Annotated in this window: 11 protein-coding genes; 5 read left to right on the forward strand and 6 right to left on the reverse strand. The window is 41.0% G+C overall.

The genetic code is table 11. From position 1 onward, the window contains the following. Window positions 1–8: 8 nt before the first annotated feature. Window positions 9–2,051 carry a DUF1800 domain-containing protein gene (locus JF50_RS18780; protein WP_039610872.1) on the reverse strand — a complete coding sequence of 681 codons (2,043 nt, stop codon included), beginning with the start codon at window positions 2,049–2,051 and terminating at the stop codon, window positions 9–11. A gap of 267 nt (window positions 2,052–2,318) precedes the next feature. Here JF50_RS18780 and JF50_RS18785 point away from each other — a divergent pair, with 267 nt between their 5' ends. After that, the gene (locus tag JF50_RS18785) at window positions 2,319–3,764 is read left to right on the forward strand and encodes a serine hydrolase domain-containing protein (protein WP_039610873.1); all 1,446 of its coding nucleotides are present in this window, start codon (window positions 2,319–2,321) and stop codon (window positions 3,762–3,764) included. 426 nt (window positions 3,765–4,190) lie between these two features. Here JF50_RS18785 and JF50_RS18790 read toward each other — a convergent pair whose 3' ends face one another. Together JF50_RS18790 and JF50_RS18795 are read right to left on the reverse strand one after the other, a co-directional pair. Beyond that, on the reverse strand, window positions 4,191–4,700 hold the full coding sequence (locus tag JF50_RS18790; protein WP_152614595.1) for a hypothetical protein: 510 nt from the start codon (window positions 4,698–4,700) through the stop codon (window positions 4,191–4,193). A gap of 182 nt (window positions 4,701–4,882) precedes the next feature. Then, entirely contained in the window at window positions 4,883–5,404 is a 522-nt protein-coding gene (locus tag JF50_RS18795) for a YdcF family protein (protein ID WP_052262478.1), read from the reverse strand. 275 nt (window positions 5,405–5,679) lie between these two features. Between JF50_RS18795 and JF50_RS18800 the strand changes: the two genes are divergently transcribed. Further along, window positions 5,680–8,256 (forward strand): serine hydrolase, encoded by a 2,577-nt coding sequence (locus JF50_RS18800; protein WP_039610875.1) that lies wholly within the window; start codon window positions 5,680–5,682, stop codon window positions 8,254–8,256. 247 nt (window positions 8,257–8,503) lie between these two features. After that, entirely contained in the window at window positions 8,504–10,168 is a 1,665-nt protein-coding gene (locus JF50_RS26315; RefSeq protein ID WP_052262480.1) for a formylglycine-generating enzyme family protein, read from the forward strand. A 4-nt stretch (window positions 10,169–10,172) separates the two neighbouring features. On the opposite strand, the gene JF50_RS26320 is transcribed toward JF50_RS26315, so the two are convergent. Further along, window positions 10,173–12,050, reverse strand: a complete 1,878-nt coding sequence (locus JF50_RS26320; protein ID WP_052262482.1) for a winged helix-turn-helix domain-containing protein — start codon at window positions 12,048–12,050, stop codon at window positions 10,173–10,175. A gap of 185 nt (window positions 12,051–12,235) precedes the next feature. On the opposite strand from JF50_RS26320, the gene JF50_RS26325 reads away from it, so the two are divergent. Beyond that, complete coding sequence (locus JF50_RS26325; RefSeq protein WP_052262485.1) at window positions 12,236–13,495, forward strand: adenylate/guanylate cyclase domain-containing protein; 1,260 nt, start codon at window positions 12,236–12,238, stop codon at window positions 13,493–13,495. 264 nt (window positions 13,496–13,759) lie between these two features. Here JF50_RS26325 and JF50_RS18820 read toward each other — a convergent pair whose 3' ends face one another. Then, window positions 13,760–15,826: a S9 family peptidase gene (locus JF50_RS18820; protein ID WP_080760296.1), complete on the reverse strand. Its 2,067-nt coding sequence runs from the start codon at window positions 15,824–15,826 to the stop codon at window positions 13,760–13,762. 358 nt (window positions 15,827–16,184) lie between these two features. Further along, complete coding sequence (locus JF50_RS18825; protein WP_152614596.1) at window positions 16,185–18,821, reverse strand: TonB-dependent receptor; 2,637 nt, start codon at window positions 18,819–18,821, stop codon at window positions 16,185–16,187. Between the two features lie 205 nt (window positions 18,822–19,026). On the opposite strand from JF50_RS18825, the gene JF50_RS18830 reads away from it, so the two are divergent. Continuing rightward, complete coding sequence (locus tag JF50_RS18830; RefSeq protein WP_039610877.1) at window positions 19,027–21,090, forward strand: winged helix-turn-helix domain-containing protein; 2,064 nt, start codon at window positions 19,027–19,029, stop codon at window positions 21,088–21,090. Window positions 21,091–21,138 lie beyond the last annotated feature (48 nt).

Raw genomic sequence — 21,138 nt, forward strand, 5'->3', positions numbered from 1 at the left:
ATCAGCTCCTAGTTTTGATAGTTAAAATCAGGGGATAAAGAAATCATATACAGTAGCTGAGCGACACGTTGCGCTTCGTCTTTATTGACAAAATAACTATCTAAATCAACCAATGCTGTACGCGTGATATCTGTCATGGTGCCTGCAAAATAAACCAGATCATAATAATCAAGTAAGCTTTGTAGTCCATTGTTAGCCAACATAGCAATGTCGTCTTGAGCAAACATATAAACGGTATTGGGGTTTAGCGTTGTTTTACGCTCTGCCATTCTCCATACCAAATCGCCATAATGACCGTTGATTGTGGCGACCATATTCGAATCAGTTGCAATTTGTAATTCAGGCGCAATTAGCTCGAGTGTTTGCAATTCATTTGGTGTGTGATCTGGTCTAAAAAAGTTAAATACGGATGGTGACAACAAGGGTCCTTGGCCATAAGTCGTGGATAGGTTCCAAGTGTAATAGCGGTTCAGTTCAGACCGTGCATTCAATACTCGCCATAAATGTACTTTAGTGAGTATGGGCTCTTTTATCTTTCCACTGTGCAACTGAACTTGAGAAAATTTTCTCGCTTCTTCATCAAGCAAAATCGCTTTAACTACCGCGCCAAGGTCACCCCTAATACCTAGTCCGTTATCGTTAAACACTGTGGCTACACGCGCGACATATGCTGGCGTTGGATTAGATTTCACTAATCTTTGTATTAACTGTTTACTAATAAAGGGCGCGACATTGCTGTGCGAAAATAGATTATCAAGTGCTAATTGCATTGACTCATGGGGGCCAGTTTCTGCGGGGATAACCTCTCCGTTGAGTAGCTCTTTTGGCTCCATTGAATGGTAGGCAGAAAAAGCATGCATGGGTAACGTATAATTTCGGCTGGGTCTGTCCCATCTTGCTGAGTAAGCAAATGTCCACCCAGTAAATACCTTGGCAAAGCCTGCAACTTCTTTTTGGGAGTAGGTCGCAATGGACTTTCCATCGGTGTCTAGTTTTAATGTTCCATCGAGGTTGAGCGCATTTAAACCTATTGTAAAAAGCTGCATTACTTCTCGTGCGTAGTTTTCATCAGGTCTAATGTTACGCTCTACATTGGCTTTTTCGTTCCCTAAATGACTTAAATATACCCCCATCGCAGGAGATAAAGTCACAGATTCTAGCAGCGTCCTGAAATTACCAAAGGCATGTTTTAGTAGCATGTCATAGTAGGCAACCATCCCTTCTGGTTCACCGCGCAAAGAGGTATTAGCATCTGAAATGACAAATATTTCACTCAGTGCGAAAGCGACTCTTTGCCTGAGTTGATCTGGTGCATTAAGGCTTGCTTTCCACCACGCGTCAATTCTATTAATGTGATTTGGATTGTCTCTATCGGGGTAATTTTCTAGTAAAGGGGTGTGCAATGTTGGGTCTAGGGCAATTTGTTGATTGAGCCATTCTTCTTCACTTAAGCCTGATGCTGCTTGGATCTCAGAATAAGTTGCGCCCAGTGTTGCTTGCTGCATTAATGCGGACGCTTGTAGTTCGCTCATTGCATTGACAGACTCTAGTGTTGTTTCAGTGTATGTACTTGTGCCTGTACTGTCAGTCACCGTGAGTGAAAATGTATAACTGTCTTTATTTATAGAGCTTGCGCTAGGCAGTGTGATGGTTAAGCTTGCGCTGTTAGCACCGCTCAAGGTGACTGCTGGCCCACTGGTTTGTGTCCAGGTATAAGTTAGGCCTTCTGTGGAACCCCTGACCACACTATCAATGGTGATAACGCTTCCTTTTCTGACAACTTCACTGGGTACTCTAATATCAACGACCGGTGATGTGCTGATATCTTCTGCTGATCCTTGATCGTTTGTTGCAGATTGATCTTGAGTGTCTAACTCATCGTTAGATTGCGTATCAGTATCGCTATTCTCGTTATTGTTATTTTCACTTGGTGTGGTGCTTGAAGATGACTGATTGTCCGGACTCGTGCCTGTGCTGTTCGCAGACCCTCCGCCTCCACCACAAGCAGATAAAATCAACGCAGCGAGCAAAGTGAGTAAGCGCATTTTCATAATGAGTGCCTCATTAAACCTTCATCTTTTTTATAGCATAGAGTGTGATTTTTTCAATTCTTTTTTATTGGTTTTGTATTTATTGTTGGTTTAAAAGTATTGGTTTTTGCTTGTAACGTTATGATTGAAAATAGAAACAAATATAAAAAATAAATGAATTACTGAGTTAAGTGTCAAGATGATTTAGCGAGTCAGTAAAAAACGCCTATACACAATTTCATTTATATGTTGTTAAATGATTGAGAGAGTAAAACAAGGATTAGAATAATGAAAAAAACAGTTTGTTCGGCTTTGCTTGCGAGTATGTCTTTGTTGTCGCAATCGAGTATGGCTGGCGAGTCCAAATTATCCGACCTAGAGCTTAACCTATTGCCACTTGTTCAAGTTCAGGGGGAAAAGTACATAGCCAGTACCATTGAAAGTGAAATGAAAAAACACAACTTGCCAGGGTTAAGTGTGGTTGCTGTGAAACATGGTCAAGTAGTTTGGGCTCAAGGGTTTGGGTTAGCTGACAAGCTCACCGGTCGTAAAGTCACTGCTGACACTTTATTTCAAGCGGGGTCTATCAGTAAACCCGTTGCCGCCTTGGCAGTACTAAAGTTAGTCGATGAGGGAAAGATAAAACTCGATTCCGATGTTAATCAGTACCTAAAAGGTTGGCAGATCCCAAGTAACAAGTTTACCAAAACCAATAAGGTGACGGTGCGTCAGCTGTTAACCCATAGCGCAGGTTTAACACAGCATGGTTTTCCCGGTTATCAACGAGGCACAAACATTCCCACCGATATTGATGTACTAAATGGACTTGGCAACACAGGAAAAGTCATCGTTGATAAAGCCCCAGGAGAAGGGTTCCGCTATTCTGGCGGGGGCTATACGGTTCTAGATTTACTTATTGAGAGTGTGACAGGGCAATCCTTCATAGACTATACATCAGCGCATATTTTACAGCCACTCGGTATGACAAATAGTACCTTCGCACAGCCACTACCTAAGCCGTTATGGTCCATGGCAAGTGCTGCATTTGATGGCAGTGGACAGCAAGTTGAAGGTAATTGGCATGTCTATCCTGAACAGGCCGCCGCAGGCCTTTGGACCACCCCGAGTGATCTTGCATTATATATCGGTGCTATTCAAAGTGCGCGTGCAGGAAAGTCGGTGGGGCCAATAACACCGAAGTTAGTTGAAGATATGCTGACATTTCATGACAACGATTGGGGGCTGGGACCCGTACTCAAAAGTTATGAACAGGGGTTAGCATTTTCTCATGGTGGAAAAAATAAGGGGTTCACCAACATATTTAAAGCTTATGCTGATAAAAAAGATGCCTTGATCATCATGACCAATGGTGACTCTGCTGGGCCTGTTATTCGTCAATTAGAAATCGCAATGAGCGATCATTTTGGTTGGGACCTTTCAACACCGAAACGAGTGCAAAAGCATGAATTAACAACGCAAAAATTAAAGCAAATGACAGGGCAATATATTTATGACAAAGATAACCAGTATTCATTTAAGTTAACGTATGATGATCAATATATATTGGCATATGATGCATCAAGAGATCATACGAGCCAGCTAATTGCCAGCAGTGATAGTGAACTCATTGATATTAATGATGGCTCAACAGTGGATATTGAGCGAGATACTCAAGGTGGGGTTAAGGCGTTAATTTGGAATGGACAGTATCGCTTTGTCAAAAGCAAACTGTAAGACGTTGGGTTTTTGGTTTTACAGGGCTAATTGTGTTAGCCCTGTAAAATGCGGACTCTTTTTACGTACTGCCAAGCTTGCTGATGCTGGTTGTCTCCTCCAACTGCTACTTACGAAATTTACCTATTTTGACCTTTGTTGTGTTCATAAAAAGGCGTGAAAATATGCGTCAGTTCAGATTGTTAAAAAAGACAATTTAAGTACTAAGGTAAGTCAGCTGCTGCTCATGTTGAAAGGGTGCTGCATTGGATATCAATAAAGTGGATACTGCTTGGTAAGAAGGCGTTTATTTTTATTAGTATATTCTTACCAAGCAGTTCGCACTACAAAAACCAAGCGACGGGCTTGTACTTGGTTTTTTATCAACTCTGCCCGAGTAGGCGGGCAGAAGTGATAGACGAAAATCGTCATTGGATTAGTACGTAATTACCACTTAAACAGCTTACATTTCTGGATACGTTTTCCGCCATAATTAGACACCATGTAAGGACCGACTTGCTCTTCGCGGATTTTATCCGCGGTGTAGCTAATAATTTCTACGTCTAATGAGCCATCGCTGTGTAGTTCATATTCGGCGTTTAGCTTGGTGTCGCCAAACTCAAATAAGCTGACAAATTTGTTGTCGAATAAGTATTGGTCGATGATGATGCCGTTGTTTTCATCAACTTCATAATGACCTTTTGCTGTATCAACCGTCACTAATGTATAGTTGCGTGGTCTTGCTTGTACACCTTCACCATAAGTCACGATCCAGTCAGCGCGGTTATTTACTGGGCTGCCGACTTCAAGTGACATTGGGAAAGAGTATAATGCGCCCTTACCTGGTGCTAGTAGTTCACATTGGCCCTTAAAAAAACCTTGCCATTCAGTGGGGGCTGCCTGAGCCGTCAGTGATATGGCCGATAGACCAACGCACAACGCGAATATTTTTTTCATTTTATCTTCCTTATTGATGCTTTTTTTGTGTGAGTCATCTTAATGAACGATGCTTTTTTCAGAAAATAACAAAGTGGAGAATTATTTTCTCAAATTAATAATTTATTGAGATCTTGTGTAGTTGGAGAGGGAGTTGCTGAAACAATCGTTTGTGACTTACTCGTGTAAATTATTTCATCGATTCAGTCTGTATATGTTCTAAACTTTGCACATGCTGCCTTTAAGGTATGTGTATCCCTCTGCTTAGCAAAGACCTCATGTTGCTCCAATTGAGAGAGCGCCTGAGCTGATAATGGACTTGGTGCAGATAAATAGGTTTTTTTAATGGTTGGCATGATGGTGTCAAATATGAGTTTGACTCTGGGTACATGAAATTCTGAGCTGATTATAGACACATCTGGTGAATCTAGTTGTGAAAGTACAGGCAAAGTTAAAGTCGCATCTTCAATCGTAAAGCGACTTAACGTATCAGGTAAAAATGCTGCGGGGTCCACACCGTGAGCGCATAAGTACTGTCTGTTAAAGTGGGCGTGTGGCGTTGACGTTGGGTTGAAGTTTTCGCCAAACCCGCCTGTACAAATGAATTTCGCGTCTCGTGCTGAATGAAGTACCTTGAGCGCAAGTTGACATCTTGCGACTGAAAGTGAAGATAAGTGACCGTGCTGGTCATTTTTATGTCCCAATACAATTATCACTTTTTCCATTTTAAACCTGTCCTAAGTCCTATTCGAGACGTATTCCTGATGTTGAATAAAGAGAGTATTTTGCCAGTGTACCATTAAAAAAATGCAATGGCATATCGCTTGTTATACTGAGCAATTACGTATTAAGCAGCTTTGATTTTTAATGCTCAAAATACGTTTAAATGTGTTTATATCTGCTTACTTATCTCTACATCATTAGCTTATATAAAAACACTTTTTTAGATGCATGTCTCATATGCTGTAAGCGTGATTTAACAAACCTTAAGGATATAGATGTGAAAAGATTAACCCTAAGTATTATTACGGCAGCCATACTATTGTCTGGCTGTGATAAAGATAATGATGTAGTCGTAATAAAGCCAGAGAAACCAGCCACGATTGAAGACTTTAATGGGCTATGGGAGATAAAAGGTTCTGGGGAGGTTTGGGATTTATCTGTAAACGGGTTAATAACCTATAACTTCAATAGTAAAACATGTATCAAAGCAGATGAAGAAAATGCACAGTTTACAAAACCACTCGTAAAGTATTTGTCGCTTAATGATGAAAAAGATCAGCTTACGTTCATCAGCCCTGCATCATCAAAGGTGCAGTTGTCTAAGCTGGAGTCACTTCCATTGCAATGTGATGCAAAAAATCTTACGACCGACATGACGTTGCCAGAGACTTTTGACTATGTATGGCACACGTTGAACGAGTACTACGGCTTTTTTGAATTACGTGGTATTGATTGGTCAGCCGTTTATGAGACATACAAGCCCAAAGTCACAGAATCTACGACCCAAGCTGAATTTATGAGTATGATGGATGCGATATTTACTGAGTTTGGTGATGGTCATTTGAGTTTAGAGGGGCCTCAAGGGGCACAGGCAGATGGCAGTAAAATTGATAGTTGGATCAGAGAGGGGTTGCTTAATGGCGGCGATGATATAAGCGGCACTTTAGCTGAGTTACACGCTAAGGAGGTTGCTGTATTAAAGCATCTAATGTCGGATGGTGAATTACATAGTTACCAAGGTGCAGATGCGATACGTTTCGGCACAATTTCTCCCAAGCTTGGTTATATTCGTATAGATAGAGTCGCTGGGATGATTTTGGATGAGGCTGAGGACAATATTCTATCCCGTGTTGAACGTGATTTGCATAACACCGATTTGGTGATGGTTCATACTTTGGAGCAACTTCAAGACGTTGACTCAATCATTATTGATCTAAGATACAACCAAGGTGGCTTTGATAAAGTATCTCAAAAAATAGCCGGCTACTTTACAGACTCAGCTTATACATTTGGCAGTAAGCAACTAAATAATGACAGTTTTAAAGGTGAAGAGATCGCCCTCAATGTTGAGCCAAATGCGGATTTGAATTTCACTAAACCAATTTATGTACTTATTGGTGAGCATACTATCAGTGGCGGAGAAGTGCTTGCAATGGCGTTACAAACCTTACCGCAAAGTCAGTTAATTGGTGAGGCGACGAATGGCAGTGTATCCGATACTTTAACGCATCAATTGCCTAACGGGTGGGCGCTTACCTTAAGTCACGAAGTCTATAAAAATCACGAGGGTCAGGTAGTTGAAGGAGTAGGTATTGAGCCTGATATTGCCACTTTTGCCTATGCTTCTGTAGATCAAAAATATATGACCGATACGCCTATCGAATACGTGATGCAGCAACAAGGTGTGCACGCTTCACATAGCATAACTGCTGACAATTTAAGGCAAAAAGTACGAGATGTGATTTCACATACGAGCTTACCTAGTGTATCTGTCGCGGTAATAAAAGGTGATGAGATTGTGTTTGAACATGCTGAAGGGTTGGCAAATGTAGTTGAAAAACTGCCTGCCACAATTCATACGCCTTACAACGTAGCATCTATTAGTAAAGCAGTAACCGGAGTCGCCATAATGCAATTGGTGGAAGAGTCCATTCTGAGTTTGGATGACGAAGTGGCTGATATGAATTTGTCATTCGATCCGAATAACCCGCTCAACCCTGATCCCAAAATGACTTTACGCCACCTAGTAACGCATACCTCAGGGATAAAAGACAGCGATATGTTCTTTTGTACTTATTACGTGCATGAAAATAAACAGCCGTTGGCAGCCATGTTTGGTCTCTCTTTTTGTGAAGATGATATGCCAGTTACCACGAGTTTAGAGCAGTTACTGGCACAAGACTATTTTGCTGACAATGGGCGCTACGTAGGGAGCGGTGTGTATTTGGATGGTGAGCAGGGTTTTCCCGGTAGTGTGATGTCATACTCCAATATGGGGACGGCGCTTGCGGCTCATGCTGTAGAAAAAAAGGCCAACTTAAACTTAGCGCAGCAAATGAATGAAGCTATTTTTGTGCCTCTGGGGATGAATAATACAAATTGGCACCATACAGAGTTACCAGAAAATAACCCCAAAGCAGTGCAGTACAATATTGACTCAGAAGAGGTACTTCATGCCATGCCTGAGTACGGTTATGCAACTTTCTACGACGGTGAGTTGAATATCAGTAGTCATGATTTGAGTAAGTTATTAGCTGCCATTGCTAATGAGGGTCGTTATCAAGATACGCAGATATTAAGTGCGTCAAGTGTTGAGCAGCTGCTTGGGGCGCAAAGCGACGTATTTAACATTCCATATCAGCAAGGCGTATTCTGGTATTGGGATGGTGCCTTTTTTGGTCATAATGGCGGAGATCCTGGCACAAATGCGTTGATGATTTATAACGCACTGACAAAAACGGGTGTGATTATGCTTGCTAATGGAGAAGATTTTATAGGCGGAAAAGAGACTATTCAACCTGTTTTAGATAGTTTGGCTGCCGATTTATATCGATATGGTGTGCAATATAACTAGTGAAGATATATACGAAATAACATAAATGAGGTGACGTGCGGCGCTGTTTTGGTGTGCGTCACCCATCAGCGTATGGATCTTTGGTTGTTAAAACGCAACAGATAAAAATCAAAATATTAAAAATATATCCATATATATTATTTACTTACCTCTATTGAATTTCTATTTCCTTAAATTAATAGATAACTGTGAAGACAAAAAGTGCTGCCAATTTCATAGTGATTATGAATTTAATTGAGGAGCTACTATGCGTTTTTTTCCAATGTTTATCAGTGCAGTTTCACTGATCTCAGTCACTATCCCTTTACCAGCTCACAGCGAGCAAAGTGCTTACATTGAGCCTCCTATGATCAGTATCCCAACAGGAAGTTACATGATGGGAAGCGAGCAGGGGAGAGCAGATGAGAAGCCGGTGCGCAAAGTCACGGTGCCCGCCTTTCAAATGGGCAAATATGAAGTGACCGTGGCCGAATATCGAAAATTCATAGAGGCGACTGGCTATGAATCCAGCAAAGGGTGCGTTCATCGTATCGGTCCGCAGTGGTTTGGTAGCGGTGAACATGATGGGACATGGGATGACAACATGTATGTCCTTAGTGAGTTTCATCCTGTGGTGTGTGTGTCTCGAAAAGATGCGATTAATTATGCTAAATGGTTATCAAAGGTATCTGGTGAACTGTATCGATTGCCTACTGAAGCTGAGTGGGAATATGCGGCACGGGCTGGCACCTCGTCAAAGTACTTCTTTGGCAATGAACACAGGGCGAAAGAAGCATGTCATTATGCAAATATTGCTGATCTGCATGCCTACTCCTTATCAGGTAAATTATATAACGCCCCTTATTCTCAAGATGCAATCAATACATGCAATGACAATGAAGTGATGATTTCGACGGTGGGACTGTATAAGCCAAATGGTTTTGGATTACACGATATGGAAGGCAATGTGGTTGAGCGACTAGCGGATTGTTATCAAGATAATTATGAAAGGGCCCCTGTCGATGGCAGTGCGGTCATAAAAAAAGGGTGTGAGGTATTTGTTGCCCGCGGGGGCAGCTGGCATTGGCCTGTGTTTGGCTCAAGTCGAAGAATGATGATGTATGAAGACTTTTTCGCAGCCCTTGAGGGATTTCGGCTAGTAAAAGATACCCAAGGCGAAGCACTTGAGGCGAGCAGTGGCTCAATCTGGTTTGTAAAGCTGCTGGAGCAAGCTCAAAAAAAAGCAAAAATGAGACATAAAATGGAAAATCCTCATTACCCTGAACAACTGATGGATATTGACCTTAGCATTATGGCAAATGGTCATATCAACATTACATGGCAAGCGGCTCAGAAATCTGGCGTAACGGGTTATGAAGTGTTTAGGCAAGACCCCTTAAGTAATGAAGTGGTCGCACTGGCAAAGCTAACGAAAAAAAACATGTCTTTTATCGATGAAACTCCGCTAAAACACAACGGCAGGTATTATGTTGTTGCACTAAATGGCGCTGCAAAAGGCTTACCAAGCCACTATGTTGACAGTAGCCCTAAAAAAGCACATCAAGTTCCTGCACGAATAGAAGGTGAAGCTTTTGACTTTGCACCTGGTGTGATGGTTGTTAACTCAAGTTTTGAGCCAGAAGGCGATAAAATTATCGGCTCTATCGGAACCAGTATGGCCAGTTATATCCTTGAGGCGAATTCATCAGGTGAATACTTAATGTCGATCCGCCTCTTTCATTCAGGCCCTACGCAAAATTATACGTTGATGTTGAACGAGCGCCCGATAAAAACAGCCGAATTATCTGGTGAAAGAGGGTGGCGGACCATAAAAAATATTAAAGTTCGGCTTGATAGAGGGCATCATACCTTAACAATACAAGGAAAGACGCCCCTGTTCGCAGTAAATTGGTTCGATATTAATAAAGTATAAATATTTAATATTGATTTTTATCCTGTTCATAGGGGTTAGAAATAACCCCTAATTTAACCAATTTCTCATGCCGTGTATTGAGCCACCTTGGGTGGGCTGTATCCCGAATATAGTGGCGATATATCATCGTATCAGAATTGTCATCAGCCTGAAAATTGAGCTCTAGTAACTTAATTGCCATTGCTAATCCAACCCAGTCTATATGTTGCATTCTGGCTGTGTTAAAACTCGACTGTGCATACCGCTTAGCGTCATCTGTTTGCTCGAGTTTGTGATAAATCTGTGCAAATAACATGTCTCTTCTGGCTGGCTCATCGATGTTTTTTGCCAGAGCCATGGCTAAATCAGGTTTGTTTTGCTCTAGGTAGAGGTTTGCAAGTTGTTCACTGACAGAAAAGTAAACCCAGTAGTTTTCTGGTGTGAGCGTTTGTTCTAGCACTTTTAAATAATAAGATTGTTTTTCCTCTATGTTTTTTGAAAAAAGCGCAAAGTGATAAAATATCAGCATATAATGCGAACTATCTAGCTGGTGGTCGGCTAATAAGGTTTTTGCTTGATATAAGTAATCATATTTTTCTTTTTCTAATCTCAGTTTAAACGCTTTAATTGACAAAAGTGTATAAGCTCTTATTTCTTGCACGGGGCGATTAGCTAATCGAGCTTGGCTTGCAGCCTTATACAAATGTTTTTGTATTTGTGAGAAATCGCGATCATAAGCGGCGATGTCGGCAAGTGATTTGCTGATTTCGCTATTCAGCGCGTTGAAATCTGCTTCATTCATTAATTCACTGGCCCGAGTTAGATGCTGTTTGGCTTGGTCATACTGATTTAATGTCATCAAGAGCTGCCCTTTAAGCCATTGAGCATATGCCTTATAAATTGGATGATTTTGCGATTCGCTGAGAATTATCATTTGCTCAATATGGGCACTGGCGACGTTGTGGTTATATTCTGCCAGTAAGCGCTCGATAAGGTGCTTTAAGATGTCTAAATCTTCGGGCGTTTGGCTGTTTAACTTTTCCAGTTCAGTGGTCGTAAATGTATCAATTTGAACTTGGAAATAATCAGATTTCTGTATCTGATCAACCCGGGATGCGACAAGGTCTTCAAGTTCTTCGATTGAGTCGGCATAAATATACCCTTGCCAATGTCTGAGTTGATTCTGTAGGCGGTATTCTAGCAAGAATTTTGTTTTGTTTGACACTTTCTTAGTATAAATAAACCCACTGAGTAGCAGTTTATCCGACTTGGGGATGAGTTTCTTGTATTCAGTGTAAGGGGAGTTAAAAATAGCTTGGGCAGAGTTATGAGACTTATCTGACGCATCATAATTGACTAAAAGTGCGTTATTCAATTGACGGGTTTGCGTTATTAAATGCCCTTCAAACCTTGCTGAGAAAGGAATGAGTAAGACTTCGTGCTGCGCTTTTTGCACAGGCGAGTTTGCACCGACATTGTGATTTGGCCATAACCAATAACCTCCAGCTATTCCCACGAAAAAGCATGCGGCTACGACAAAAGAGAAGAAAATATGGCGTGCATTTACTCGTGTCGGTGAACGATATGGAGAAGCCGTCCCGGAGGGCGTCAGTTGTGTTGTGATCTCGAGTTGCCATTGGTAACCGCGCTTTGGAAAAGTTTTTATGGCGGCATCTGAAATCAATGCTCTAAGTTGACTGATGTTTTGAAAAACGACTTGCTCCGAGACAATCCGACCTTGCCACACGTGATCTAATATCTCTTCTTTACTTAAAACGTGTGCGCGTGACTCAATTAATAAAGTGAGCAACTTCCCTTGGGTAGGCGTCAATGGGATTTCACTTTGATGTTTGAATAATCGTTTTTGTTGAGTGTCAAATTCGAAGTCTAGAAAATACAGCATGATTGTAGATAGTCACTCCATTGTCATGACAGCAATAGTAGCCTAGTCACCAAGGTTTGTGAATGACTTAAACAAGAGGTAAGTTTTTCATTACACAGGTAACAAAAAAAAGCCAAGCTACACTTAACAAAGTGAGTGCCCAATGTGCGGGTCACAGATAATTCAATAAATGATGGCAAGTGCTTATGAAATGGTTAAAGGATATCGACGGGTCTTTCGATGTGTTGCTCACCGATTGCTATCAGCAAAGAGAGATGGAAATGGAGTATCACATCAATCAGATCCGGTTTGTCGGGTTGATGGCGCTCTTTTTATTAGAACTGCTGATAGGGCTGTTAAATCGAGGATTAGATTGGACATTAATTGTTGTTGATTTAGGCACTATGATAATGACCGCTATCTGGTGTTTCTGTGTGTCTAAGTGGGCAAAAAGTGATGGCTACAAACCATGGCTTAAATATGTTTCGATCCTTTTTGATTACCTGATTATCTTAGCGATTACACTCGAAATGGAATTTTTATCCGAGATCGGCCACTTTTTGCATGATATGCACAATACTGAGTTTGAATTAATGCTTATCAGCGCGCTGATACTGTTTAATGTAATGAGTGCATTCAGGCAAGGTAAGTTGATTATTTACTATTCCACTTTGTGTTGTTTGGCAACTGGGACAGTAATTCTTGAGCACAGTGGGACCGCCAGAGCGATTGAGATGCATGAGCAGATCATAATTTTATTTTCAGGTTTACTGTCTTGGTCAATTTCTAGTTATATTACAAATACTTATACCAGGCTTAGACATAGAGAGAGATTACTTCGATACTTACCAAAAAAGCTGGTAAGTGCAGTAGAAACTGGCAAAGTTGATATCGAGCCCGGCGGTGAACGGCGAAATGTAACTGTGCTGATGGCTGACATTCGGCGTTTTACCAGCATGTGTGAGTCTCATGAACCCGAAGTTATCACAGGCTTATTGAACCGATATTTTTCGGCTATGAGTACGATTGTTTTTAAATATGACGGCATGATAGATAAGTTTATCGGGGATGCGATTATGGCCGTATTTGGCACCCCTCAGGGTGAGGGAAATAGCGCCAGTAATGCAATTAATGCGGCAAAAGAAATGCTAGAAGCACTGACTGCATTAAATGAGGAGTTCATTAAAGAGGGATTACCGCGCATAGAAATTGGCATAGGGATACACAGTGGTGACGCAATTGCTGGTAACGTCGGGAGTGTCAGTTGTATGGACTATACCGTTATAGGTGACACCGTCAATGTTGCTGCCAGAATTGAGAGTAAAACAAAAGAATTAAATAAAGCACTATTGATCAGTAAGGTCAGTGTTGAGCAATCAAAAAAACAGGATTTGGAAAAAGCGGCTGAAGTCAGCTTGAAAGGCAGAGTAGAGCCGATAGAAGTATTTTTCGACCCGCAAATTTAAATTGTTAAAAAGATGTGTTACATGAAAATTTTTTGGTTTTAAATTGCATGTTTTAGATATAGTATAGGTACAACTCAAAAATAAGCTTGCCTTATTTGTTGTTCTTATTGAGCGGGTTGTCAACAACCTCGTGCTTTGAAGCGCATGGAAGGGATCATAAGATATTCAAAGAGTGATGGATTTACGGTAAGCATATTTTTGAGTGATCAAAATAAAAGAGTAAAACGGAGTTCCTTCGCTTTACTCTTTTGACATGGAAAAGGCTTATTTATTTGCTTCTTTAGCTGCTTTTAGCTTTGTCGCATGGTCTATTTTGTAATCAGGCATGTTTTTATTACCGTGGATGAGATAGTTATCCATCCAACGCATCAGACGAATACTATAGTCATATTGCGCCGCAACTTTACGGTTGCCGTGTCCTTCACCTGGGTAGTAAATTAAGCGTACATCTTTACCTTGCACTTTCATGTATCTGTACAATTCCATAGATTGTGCTGGGTGTACTCGTGGGTCATCTTTACCATGCATAATCAACAGTGGTGTTTTTGATTGGCCAGCCCAGTAAATAGGGCTGCGCTCGAGGTACCATTGCCATTTTTGCCATGGATAAGAGCGCGCGTGTACTAAAAACATCTCATTTGAGATATCAGTCGTCCCAAACTTTGATAACTGGTTGGTAACGCCAACAAACATAACGCTTGCTGCGAAGTGCTCAGTTAACTTTGTTGCGCCCCATGCCGATGCATAACCGCCATAGGAACCGCCTGTAATCCCTACTTTTTTGCTGTCAACCAACCCTAAATCATCCACTAGGTATTCTTTCATGTCTACCAGGTCGTCAAATTCCTTACCTGCGTAGTCACCTTGACCTAGTTTTGAGTAATCAACGCCTTTACCTGTAGAGCCTCGGTAATTGGGGTAAAATACCGCATAGCCACGAGCGGCACCCATTTGACCTGGATCTGAGTAGTTTGTTAACCAGCCATTTTTATCATGAGACTCAGGACCGCCATGAACAGACATGATCAATGGGTAACGTTTGCCTTCTTCATAATCAAGTGGGTAGATAAGCACACCGCCGATCTCAACGCCATCTCGGGCTTTAAATGTCAGAGCTTCTTGTTTTGCGAAACGTTTGTTATCAAGCCAAGTGTTTGAGTTTGACAAACGAGTCGTGCGCTTTGAACGTAACATATAGACTTCATTTGGGTGCTTCGCTGTATTCGCAGTGAGCGCAATGGTTTTATCTGAGTCTGACACTGACAGCTTACCAGCGATGAGCTTGCCGTCTTTTACCATTTTTTTGTATTTGTTTGAGCCCGCTTTTATTTGACCAACAAAGCTTTCCGCGCCAACATGACCAACAAAGTTAAGCATATTTTTACGGTTAGACCACTCAAAGTCACCGATATGTCCCATAAAGTTTGGGATCCACTCTTCGATTTCCCCAGTTGTGGCATTGGCTAAGAATAGTCTGCCTTTAGCAGGGTCGTGCTTGTCTTCAGCACCTAAAATTGCAATGTATTTACCATCATGAGAAAACTCAGCTTCGCCAAGCTTACCTTCTGTTTCGAAGGAGGTGGTTATCAGCTGTGTTTTGGCATCCATAATGTGCCACTGCGACTTCATATACTGGTCGTCAATCAACGCGGTAGGCTGAGTTTTGACAAGCAGTTTACTCGCATCATCTGACCAATTAATGTCACTGACATACCCTTGCACAGTAACGATGCCTGGAGTAAGTGCTTTCTCACTTGGCTGCAGGTTCACAATATGAAGCTGCTTGTTTTTTAGACCTAATTCATAGACTTCCGCCATAAACCCGAGCTTTTTGAGTTCTTTTTCTGAGCTATCTTTCGGTGGCATAGCTAAGATAGCGACTTGCTTGCCATTTGGGCTTAGTCGATACTTAGAAATAGAAGTACCTTTTAAAGCGAAGACTTTTTGTGCTTCACCGCCGTTAACGGCAATACGATAAAGCGACGTAAATTTATCTGTCTTTTTCTTCGTTAGGAAATAAATAAATTGACCATCTGCCGACCAAGCGATGCTGTGAATATTTACCTGACCAGTAATGAATGGGCGTTCAACCCCCTCGTCATCCACAAGGTGCAGTTCATTAAAGTTTTTACCGTTTTCATCTATGTATAGCTCTCTTGGAACAGAACGTGTAAAAGCAACTGACTCGCCGTCAGGGCTCACTTGGGCGCTAACAACTTTTTGGATCTTAGGAATGTCTTCTAGGGTGATTGTATTTGACTGAGGGCTTGCGATGGCGCTTGTACTCACCAAGCTAACTGCCAGTGCAATTGTGGATTTAATCAATTTCATTTTACTAGCCTTGAAAAAGAGAATTGTGAGAGACGAGAAACGTCGAGCTAAAAAATCACGCTATTTTACGATTGGCTCTAAAGAAAACCAGCGTTTGCGACTAACTGTCACATGTATGCGGTAAACTACAAAGTTTGCATAAATAAGTATAATACTTGAGTAGATAAATATGCTGTTTTTTTAAATCACAGGCATATAAATAGGGACAAAGGTCATCGTTGGGTATATTTTATGTGCCTTATATCTTAGAGAGGAGATTAATGAGCTGCGGCTTTTTGTATCGTAAATAGGCTTGTTGTGTTTGACGTAACTTAAGACTAAACGATTGAAGCAGCTCTGGCATGGTGAGCTAGGCTGATCAGTGAGTTGAAAAGCGATATCTAGCGCCTAAGTAAAAACGTCTTCCATTTTGGTAAATTGCAGTAGGTGCGTACTCATTTCTATCGTATGTGTAAATCTGTTCATCGTTAAGGTTTAAAAATTCAAAGACGAGATCCAAATTATCACTGAACGACAGTGTGACACTGCCGTCAAGTTGCCCATAATCGTCCATTTTTGTTTCGCCAATTCCAGTGGCAAATTGCGTGCGGTAGTTATACGCAAGGCGCAGGCTAAGCACGCTATTTTCATAGTAGGCAGTGAGATTGGCACTGTGTCTTGATGTGCCTGGCACCCAGTCGGTTTTACCTGTTAACTGAGAGGTTCTATCACCATCAACGAAGGTATAGTTTGCGATGACTCCAAATCCATAGGCAATGGCTTGTTGATAGCTCAATTCGACGCCTCTGATCACACCGCCAGCACCGTTTATAGGTCTGTCTATCGACATTAAAATACCTTCATGTGACTCTATGTTTCTATTAAATTCAATAAAAGACTCAACATCTTTATTAAAAATAGCGATAGAAGCCAATGCCGAATCTGTAAAGTACCATTCTAAGCCAAAATCATATTGTGTGGCCCGATAAGGGTTTAGGTTTGGATTACCGCCTTGGCCTTGTGCTTGGGTGACATTGTAATTAGTTGAAGGCATTAAGTGGTGAAATTGCGCGCGGGACATGACGCGTGCAACAGCAAAACGCGAAATAAGTTGATCACTTAAGTCAAATTGAATGTTTAGGCTCGGTAAAATATCGGTGTAATTTTTTGATGTTGCTTGCCAGTTATAACTAGGTACATCTGCAGGTAAAGTGGCTATTCGTTCATAAGCGCCTGCTTTTTGCCACGTTGATACTATTCTCACACCCAAGTTAGCCTGGTATTCATCTCCAGCCAGCTCAATCATTGCATAGCCTGCTAAAGTTTCTTCTTCGATTGTGAAACGACTCGTCTTTTCTTCTTCTTGTTCAAAATTGAGCGTTGCAAAATCACGTGATAATGCATTGATATCCGCAAAACTATACGCCTTCAATGTATTGTCATTTCCAACCTTATCTAGATAACCACTGACAAACTGAGCAGGGTAATCTGATAAGGTGGTATTCAGCCTACCTGCCAGTCCTTGAAGGCCGCCGTTTTGAGATCTAAGTCTTTGAAAATCTCGCTTGTGGCGTTTATATTTACCGCCAAAACGAATGGTATTTAAGTGCTTAAACGATAGATCTCGAGAAAAATCTTTTTGCAAAAAATAGCCTGTATCATTGCCATCTTGACTGTCGTTACGCGCTTCACTTAGGAACCACTGTCGACCATTCAAAGGTGAAGTTTGATAGTCTGTTTGGATATTTTTAGCGTCTCGTGTATCGAAGCTGTACTGCGTATTCGTGGCAAATTGCGCGGTGTTATCTTCGCTGGTGCCACCGCTGCCTCGGGTGTAGCCTATCTGGTATTGTGCTCGCCACCACGGGCCACTGTAATTGAGGTCGAGGTGAATACTCTGAGTTTGTATTTCGGCTTTGCGCCAAATTGCTTCCATACTGGTATTAAATGGCTGTGTTTGAGCTGGAGTGAGGGAGCCGTATACGAGCGTATTGTCTTTTATCTGATAGTCGTTGATTTGGCTGCCAGCGTCCAGAGCTTTGCCAGGTTGCCACAAGAAGTTTTGATTCGTGTTGTCCGCATTGAGTTGAGAATGAAGTAAATGGCCTTTTAAAGTCCAATTCTCATTAATATGGTAGCTTGTACTGGTGGTAAAGCTGGTTAGGGCTCGGTCTTGTTGGAAAACAGCTGAACCACCTCCCCCAGGAGACCATATGTTTTGTAAATCAGCCGTTGTCTGGGCATTATTTGCAGACGTTAATTGTCCGGAGTCATTGATGAAATAGCTTCTTTCGTGCCACCCCCAAGATTCGAGTCCATCTCGGCGTAAACTTCTACTGTGATGATTAATCGTAAATAGCGTAGCGAAGTTTTGGTCTGCATTTATCCAACTGTACACAGCGGAAAGTTGCGGGTCATATTTTTGCGAAAGGTCGTTGTATTGCGTTTGAGCTGTAATAGCCAACACGCCTGGGTCTGAAAAGAAAGGATCCAGTGTTTTGATATTGATCGCACCACCGAGCGACCCTTCATCTTGATTGGCTTTGGGGGTTTTATACACCTCTAAACTTGAAACAATGTCTGCTGGTAACAGTGTGAAATTGAATCCGCGACTGGGCAAAGAAGAGATCCACCAATCAGCAGAAGCCAGGTATTGTCCGTTGAGATAGGTGCGGTTTTGCTCCGGGGTGGTGCCTCTCACGCCTATTCGTTCGCCTTCTCCTTGAACTCGTGATAATGATATCCCGGTGATCCTTTGTAATGCTTCGGCCACATTCTTGTCAGGGAATTTACCGATTTCTTGTGCACTAATACTGTCTGATGTTTGTTGGCTATATCGTTTTACATTAAGTGACTTGACAACGCTGTCATGGAAGGCGCGAATTTCTATGTGTAATAACTCGTTTTGGTCGTTATCCGGCGATTCTTTTGAGGCTCTTTGCCCACTATTTTGCGCGTAAGTAGTCGAGGTATATAAAAGCGTAAAGAGAAGAAACAAATAACATATGCGTTTCATGACCATTGTTTCCTACTCCTATTCTTAATTAACGTTCGGGAAACTTTGCTTTTATATTTCTGTTTAAGTGCAACACAAAGTGCTGTAAAGTTGCTTTAAGGTAAAATATTTTTGTCCCCATCATAACATAGTATGATCATAATGGAATAGCTTGTTATGTATTCGGCCATGTAACTATGACGCGCTTTTTGGATTGGATCAGTAAATGCAGTTTGAACGTTTTCTGTTAAATGATGTTTTGATAGATACCCAAAAGATGAGTGTCAAAGTAGAGGGAAGTTGGCTACCTCTAGAGCATAAACAGCTCTCCTTAATTAAGTTGTTGATAGAAAATGCGCCAGAGCCCGTCAGTCGAGATGAAATAATCAATCAGCTTTGGCCTAATTTGATTGTCAGTGATAATTCGGTAAGCCAGCTAGTGGCGCAAATTAGAAAAACGCTGAGCGATACATCTAAAGAACCTAAATTTATTAAAACAGTGCCTCGAGTCGGATATCAGTGTATAGCTGTTGTTGCAGATGCACCTACGTTTTTGGAGCGGGGGAAAACCCCCCAACAAAATGTACCTTTTAATTGGCTTTTTTGTGGGGTTTTAGTTGGTTTTTTAATCGCGTGCATTGTATTTTTTGACGTTAACCTATTTAAGCATGAGCATAAAATTAAGTATGTTTCTCGATTAACGTCTTCACCTGGTGCTGAAGTGTATCTTAACTTTTCACCTAATGGACGCTATTTAGCGTATAGCCAAATTGTAACTGGCGAGAGCCAATATGATCTGGTTGTACATGATTTGCAAACAAATACGTCTCATACAATTAAATCGTCAAGGTATAGCGAGCAAGCACCTAGCTGGTCTGAAGATGGGAATTGGCTTGTATATTATCGATACAGCCCATTTAGTTGTGAAATACGTGCTGTGTCAGTACACAATGCGATTGAGTTATGGCGATTGAATCGAGATATGGCTTTATTGGAATGTAATAGCGCTCATAATCCTCAAACGATTATTTGGGATCATTTAAATACGCTTTTTGTAAATGAAGTGGACTCAGGCAAAAAAGTGTTGGTTAAATATAATATAAATAAACTGAAAGATAATGGCTTAGAACTGTCTGAAAGAAAGGTAGTTGTAGAGGCTTCAGAATATGACCTCTTTGAAGGTGAAATTATCTATTTGTCAGAAGGTGTCTGGTATAAAGCTAAAATTAATAATCAGGGCGACCTTGAGTCTTCGGAAGAAATTGACGTGCAAGGGAAGCCTTATTTTGGATTTTCAAATAACAGCTTTTTTTCTGTAGGTAGCGATCTTGAATTGCACTTTTTGGGTCAAAATTCAGCCACTTTATATCAACCTTATGGTGAAATATCTGAAATTTCTATAGACAGAAATAAAGGGCTCATTGCACACACTGAAGGCAAAGCTGAAGTAAATTTATATGAATATTCTACCTTGTCTAAACAGTTTACTGCGATTTCATCCAACGCCAGAATAGATACACACGCGAGTATTTCTCTTGATGGCATGCAAACGGCCTATGTCTCTGAAGCGGCGCATGCAGCGCTGCAAATTGAAGAAGTAGAAATTTGGCTAAAGCATAGATATAAATCAAGCCCCAGTTTATTAACTAAGCTGCCTAAAAATGACAAGCCCAAGCTGCTTTTATTTTCCCCTAATGGTGAATACTTAGCTGTGTTAAGTGAATCTAATACATTATTTATTATTAATACTTTTTCTAAAACACCTCGCTCAGTTATAAAAGAAAACTCAACTTTAGAGAATATATACTGGTCAAATGATGGGAAGTCTCTTCATTTTAAAACGGTAGAAGATGGGCGTTTACAGTTTTGGCGGCATGATATTGCAAATTCAAGCAACTATTTATTACCGGGCTCAAGCCAAGAGTATATACCTTTGATGAATAAAAACGACAGCTTTAGAGCGTATTTATCTGATGTGGAAGGCTATTTATTTAATGCACTTGGCGGCGAGGTGCCATTGCAGCAATTATCACATTCTTTACAACTTTATAAGCCTGCTATCTATGATGGCGGAATCTATTATGTTGTGAGGCAAGGGCATCAATTATCTTTGTATAACTATCAAATAAAGGGGCAACATAATCACTTTGTTTCTGATATAGGCCTGCATTTATATAATGTAAATGCGGCTTTGAGTCTGAGCACAAACTACGATGGTTCATACATTATAATGAATCGAGTAGAAAATTTAGAAAAAGATATCGTACTTCATGAGTTTACACTTGATTAGACTTTAAGCCAGAATTACTTATTGCAATTAGAAATTCAAAGGCGCAAT

This window comes from Pseudoalteromonas luteoviolacea, assembly GCF_000814765.1.
In the GTDB taxonomy this organism is placed as follows: domain Bacteria; phylum Pseudomonadota; class Gammaproteobacteria; order Enterobacterales; family Alteromonadaceae; genus Pseudoalteromonas; species Pseudoalteromonas luteoviolacea_H.

Excerpts from the sequence above, each read along its gene's own strand:
- JF50_RS26320 (WP_052262482.1), bottom strand. The coding sequence starts at position 12,050 with ATGCTGTATTTTCTAGACTTCGAATTTGACACTCAACAAAAACGATTA.
- JF50_RS18785 (WP_039610873.1), top strand. The coding sequence starts at position 2,319 with ATGAAAAAAACAGTTTGTTCGGCTTTGCTTGCGAGTATGTCTTTGTTG.
- JF50_RS18780 (WP_039610872.1), bottom strand. The coding sequence starts at position 2,051 with ATGAAAATGCGCTTACTCACTTTGCTCGCTGCGTTGATTTTATCTGCT.
- JF50_RS18825 (WP_152614596.1), bottom strand. The coding sequence starts at position 18,821 with ATGAAACGCATATGTTATTTGTTTCTTCTCTTTACGCTTTTATATACC.
- JF50_RS26315 (WP_052262480.1), top strand. The coding sequence starts at position 8,504 with ATGCGTTTTTTTCCAATGTTTATCAGTGCAGTTTCACTGATCTCAGTC.
- JF50_RS18795 (WP_052262478.1), bottom strand. The coding sequence starts at position 5,404 with ATGGAAAAAGTGATAATTGTATTGGGACATAAAAATGACCAGCACGGT.
- JF50_RS26325 (WP_052262485.1), top strand. The coding sequence starts at position 12,236 with ATGAAATGGTTAAAGGATATCGACGGGTCTTTCGATGTGTTGCTCACC.
- JF50_RS18790 (WP_152614595.1), bottom strand. The coding sequence starts at position 4,700 with ATGAAAAAAATATTCGCGTTGTGCGTTGGTCTATCGGCCATATCACTG.
- JF50_RS18830 (WP_039610877.1), top strand. The coding sequence starts at position 19,027 with ATGCAGTTTGAACGTTTTCTGTTAAATGATGTTTTGATAGATACCCAA.
- JF50_RS18820 (WP_080760296.1), bottom strand. The coding sequence starts at position 15,826 with ATGAAATTGATTAAATCCACAATTGCACTGGCAGTTAGCTTGGTGAGT.